We start from the raw sequence: 4,654 nt of genomic DNA on the forward strand, positions 1-4,654 counted from the left end.
GCCCTCGCTGGCCTGGGACTGCTGCTGGCCCACGGCTGCTTCAAGGCCACGCTGTTCCTGGTGGTCGGCATCATTGACCACCAGACCGGGTCCCGCGACATCCGCGAGCTATCCGGGGTCTACCGGCAGGCGCCCGCGCTGGGGGTGATCGCCGTGATTGCCGCCGCCTCGATGGCCGGCGTGCCGCCGCTGCTGGGTTTCGTCGCGAAGGAATCGGTCTACGAGGCGTTCCTCCACCACGCCGAACTGCAGCAGTTCAACCTCGCCTCCAGCGTGCTCTTGGCCGGTGTGGTCATCGGCTCCATGTTCACCTTCGCCTACAGCGCCCGCTTCGTCTGGGGCGGTTTTGCCCGCAAGTCCGGCGTCGCGGACATCGAATTCACCAAGGTGCCGGTGCTGTTCCTGGCCGCGCCGGCGGTCCTCACTGCCGCCTCGATCGTCTTCGGCCTGTGGCCGGATCCGGCGGATGCCGTGATCCAGCCGTACGTGGCACTCTTCGCCCCCGCAGGGGAGACAGCCGACGCCGGCCACCTGGCGCTCTGGCACGGCCTCACGCCCGCGCTGGGCCTAACTGTCCTCACCTTCGCCGTCGGCATCGGGATGTACCTGGGCCGGCGCCGGATCGAACGCGCCCAGGAGAAGCTGGCTCCCCGGTTGGATGCCGCGGATATCTACCGGAATATCATCGGGGTCCTGGACGATGCGGCGGTCTGGGTTACCGGCCGCACCCAGCGTGGCTCGCTGGTCTTCTATCTGTTCGTGATCATTGGCGTCGCTATCCTGACGCCGATCACCGCGGTTTTCCTGCTGGGCAGCCCGCGCCCGCAGGCCTGGCACTGGTTCGACACGCCGGCCCAGGCAATCGCCGGCCTCGGCATCATCCTGGGCGCCTATGCGGCCGTGCGGGCGGACAAGCGCTTCCTGGCAGTGCTGATGGTTAGCGTCACGGGCTACGGCATAGCGCTGATTTTCGCTCTGCACGGCGCCCCAGACCTGGCACTGACCCAGATGCTGGTGGAGACCATCGTGCTGGTGGCCATCGTGCTGGTGCTGCGGGCACTGCCGGCCAGACTGCGGACGCGGGAGTCCGGAAGCAACAAGCTGCTGCGCGCTGCAGTGGCGGCAGCTTTCGGCATCTCGATGATGGTGATCGTCGGCTCCGCGATGGCCTCCCGGGTTGCCGCGCCGATTTCCCTGCAGTTCCCGGAGCTGGCCTATAACGACGGCGGCGGCGCCAACATTGTCAATGTCACCCTGGTGGATATCCGGGCCTGGGATACCTTCGGCGAGATCTCCGTTCTGGCGATTGCCGCGACCGGCGTTTCCAGCCTGATCTTCATCCGCGGGCGCGGGGACAAGCGGCGCCGGGCCGAAGGGGTTGCCAGCGGCACGGTGGACCGCGGCCGCGAAGGACTCCACATGGCCAAACGGGGCACGGCAGCGCTGGCGACGGCCCGCAAGTTCGCCGTCGTGAAGCGGGACGCGTGGCTGGTCGCCGGCCGCACCCTGGCACCCGAACGCCGCTCCATCATCTTCGAGGTCATCACACGGCTGCTGTTCCACTCGGTGATCATCTTCTCCATCTACCTGCTGCTGACCGGCCACAACACGCCGGGCGGCGGATTCGCCGGCGGACTGACGGCCGGGCTGGCGCTCACCATCAGGTACCTGGCCGGCGGCCGGATCGAGTTGGCCGAGGCCAGCCCGGTCAGTGCAGGTGCGCTGCTGGGCACCGGCCTGGGCATCGCCGCGCTGACGGCGCTGGCCCCGGTCTTCCTGGGCGGACAGGTTTTCCAGAGCGCCATCATCGAAGCCACCGTGCCGGTCTTCGGGCACATCAAGTTCGTTACCGCCACCATCTTCGACATCGGGGTCTACCTGGTCGTCGTCGGACTGGTCCTGGATGTCCTGCGCAGCCTGGGGGCGGAAATCGACGAACGGACGGAAGAAGGGGCGGAATCGGATAAGTCCCGGCGGGCCCACCGGGCGGAAGCGCCCTTGGACGAGGGAGTTGCCCGATGAGCGTCAACATTACGCTGCTGGTGGTCATGGGCGTGCTCTTCGCCGCCGGAATCTACCTGCTGCTGGAACGCAGCCTGACCCGGGTCATGCTGGGACTGATGATGCTGACCAACGCAGCCAACGTGCTGCTGCTGCTCACCGGCGGATTCGCCGGCCGCTCGCCGCTCTATGCGGCAGGCGTCGGAGCCGAGGAGTACAGCGATCCGCTGCCGCAGGCCCTGATCCTCACCTCGATCGTCATCGGGTTCGCGGTCACTGCCTTCCTGCTGGGCATCATTTACCGGTCGTGGGTGCTGGGCCGCAAGGACGTGGTGCAGGATGACATCGAAGACCGCAGGGTCGCAAGCCAAAGCAGCTTCGATGCCGAGGACGACGCGCCGATGCCCGTCGACACGACCGAATTCACGCCCGCTGAAGCGGCGGATGAGGCAGCCGGTTCCCAGAACGAACGCAGGATCCATGATTCGAGGAGGGCACAATGACGACCGGTTTCGACATCGCCAGCCTCAACGTGTCCAGCCTCGCTCCGCTTGCCGTCGTCTTTCCGTTCCTCGGCGCGGCTCTCGCCTTCCTGCTCATTCGGCACCCGGTCGCGCAGCGGTGGGTCAGCATCGGCGCGGTGTCCCTTACGCTGCTGCTCGAGTGCCTGCTGCTGGTCAATGCTTGGAACAGCGGCACCCAAGCCGTCTTCATCGGCAACTGGATTCCACCCTTTGGCATCACGATGGTGGTGGACCAGTTCTCCACGTTGATGCTCGTGGTGTCCTCCACGGTCAGCCTTGCGGTCCTGATCTACGCCGTCGGCCAGGGCCTGGCGGACGGGGATGAGGAAGGGCCCATCTCCATCTTCCACCCGACGTTCCTCATCCTGATCGCCGGCGTCTCCAATGCCTTCCTGACCGGGGACCTGTTCAACCTCTACGTCGGCTTCGAGATCCTGCTGACCGCCAGCTACGTACTGATGACCCTCGGCGGCACCACACCGCGCATCCGCGCCGGGGTGACCTACGTCGTCGTCAGTGTTGTTTCCTCGCTGCTGTTCCTGATCACGATCGCCATGATCTATGCAGCTACGGGCACCGTGAACATGGCCGATCTTGCGGTGAAGCTCGCGGAGCTGGATCCGGCCACCAATATGGTCCTGCACCTCATGCTGGTGGTGGCGTTCGGCATCAAGGCTGCGATCTTCCCGCTGTCCTTCTGGCTGCCGGACTCCTACCCGACCGCGCCCGCGCCGGTTACCGCGGTGTTCGCCGGCCTGCTGACCAAGGTGGGCGTCTACGCGCTGGTGCGAACGGAGACCCTGCTGTTTCCCGGAGACCGTATCAACAACATCCTGATGACGGTGGCGCTGCTGACCATGGTGGTCGGCATCCTCGGCGCCATTGCACAGGCGGACATCAAACGTATGCTCTCCTTCACCCTGGTCAGCCACATCGGCTATATGGTGTTCGGGCTGGCGATGTCCTCCCAAGTGGGCCTTGCCGCCACCGTGTACTACGTGGCGCACCATATCGTGATCCAGACCAGCCTGTTCCTGGTCACAGGCCTGATCGAGCGGCGCGGCGGCACATCGAATATGGACCGGCTGGCGGGCCTGGCCAAGATTTCGCCGCTGCTTGCCATCCTGTTCTTCATTCCCGGGATGAACCTGGGCGGAATTCCGCCGTTCTCGGGGTTCCTGGGCAAGGTGGGGCTGCTGCAGGCCGGCGTGGAGTTAGCCACTCCGCTGTCCTACACCCTGGTGGCCGGTTCCGTCCTCACGAGCCTGCTGACCCTGCTGGCCATTGCCCGGGTGTGGAACCGCGCCTTCTGGCGCCGGCCGGAGGACGCGGAGCAGCCGGACCCGATCCTGCTTGCCGCGAAGGAGGACGGCTCCGCGATCAGGACGTCACAGGGAGTCATGGGGCGTTCCACGGGCAGGTACGCTGGCCGGTCCGCGGTGCATGTGCTGCCGCGGACTATGGTGGGTCCCACCATCGGACTGGTTGTGTTCGGCGTCGCGCTGACGGTCTTTGCCGGCCCGCTCTTCCGGCTCAGCGAAATGGCCGCCGAGGAGATGCTGGCGCAGACGCCTTACATCGAGGCGGTCCTGGGTGTGGGTGCGGCGGAGGGCACGGCGGTGCCGGCCCTGGCACAGCCGGAGGTAGGACCATGAGCCGGCGCCGGACGACGCTGAAGAAGGAACTGCCGCTGATCGTCTGGCTGGTGGTGGTCTGGGGGGCTCTGTGGCGCGACTTCAGCGCGGGCAACCTGATCTTCGGCGCGCTGATCGCCCTGGGCGTGGTGAATCTGTTCTACCTGCCGCCGGTGGACCTGAGCGGTCGGTTCAATATCTTCCACGCGGTCCGCTTTGCCGGGTACTTCCTGTTCCAGTTGGTCCAGGCCAGTATCGAGGTGTTGTGGCTGGCGGTACGCCGCGGCCCGGAAATCAGGAACGCGGTGGTGGCAGTCCAACTGAGGACACGTTCGGACCTGATCGTCACCGCCGTCGGACATACCCTGTCGCTGATTCCCGGCTCACTGGTGGTGGATGTCGACAGGTCTACGTCAACGCTCTATGTCCACGCCCTCAATGTCTCCAGCGCCCAGGATGCGGCGGATATCCGTGCCGAGATACGGGCATCGGAAG

At 66.1% G+C, this 4,654-nt stretch carries 4 protein-coding genes; all 4 read left to right on the forward strand.

Features of this window, described 5'->3' with window-relative positions:
- Positions 1-2,022 (forward strand): hydrogen gas-evolving membrane-bound hydrogenase subunit E (gene mbhE, locus AC5RW2_RS40505; RefSeq protein ID WP_494075258.1); only part of this gene is annotated, 2,022 nt, incomplete at its 5' end.
- On the forward strand, positions 2,019-2,504 hold the full coding sequence (locus tag AC5RW2_RS40510; protein WP_494029032.1) for a Na(+)/H(+) antiporter subunit C: 486 nt from the start codon (positions 2,019-2,021) through the stop codon (positions 2,502-2,504). The genes mbhE and AC5RW2_RS40510, both read left to right, overlap by 4 nt.
- Entirely contained in the window at positions 2,501-4,180 is a 1,680-nt protein-coding gene (locus AC5RW2_RS40515; RefSeq protein ID WP_494029033.1) for a Na+/H+ antiporter subunit D, read from the forward strand. Before AC5RW2_RS40510 ends, AC5RW2_RS40515 begins: the two co-directional genes overlap by 4 nt.
- The coding region (locus AC5RW2_RS40520; protein WP_494075259.1) for a Na+/H+ antiporter subunit E at positions 4,177-4,654 on the forward strand (478 nt) is incomplete at its 3' end. The genes AC5RW2_RS40515 and AC5RW2_RS40520, both read left to right, overlap by 4 nt.

Source organism: Arthrobacter sp. B0316-1-20 (assembly GCF_059091865.1).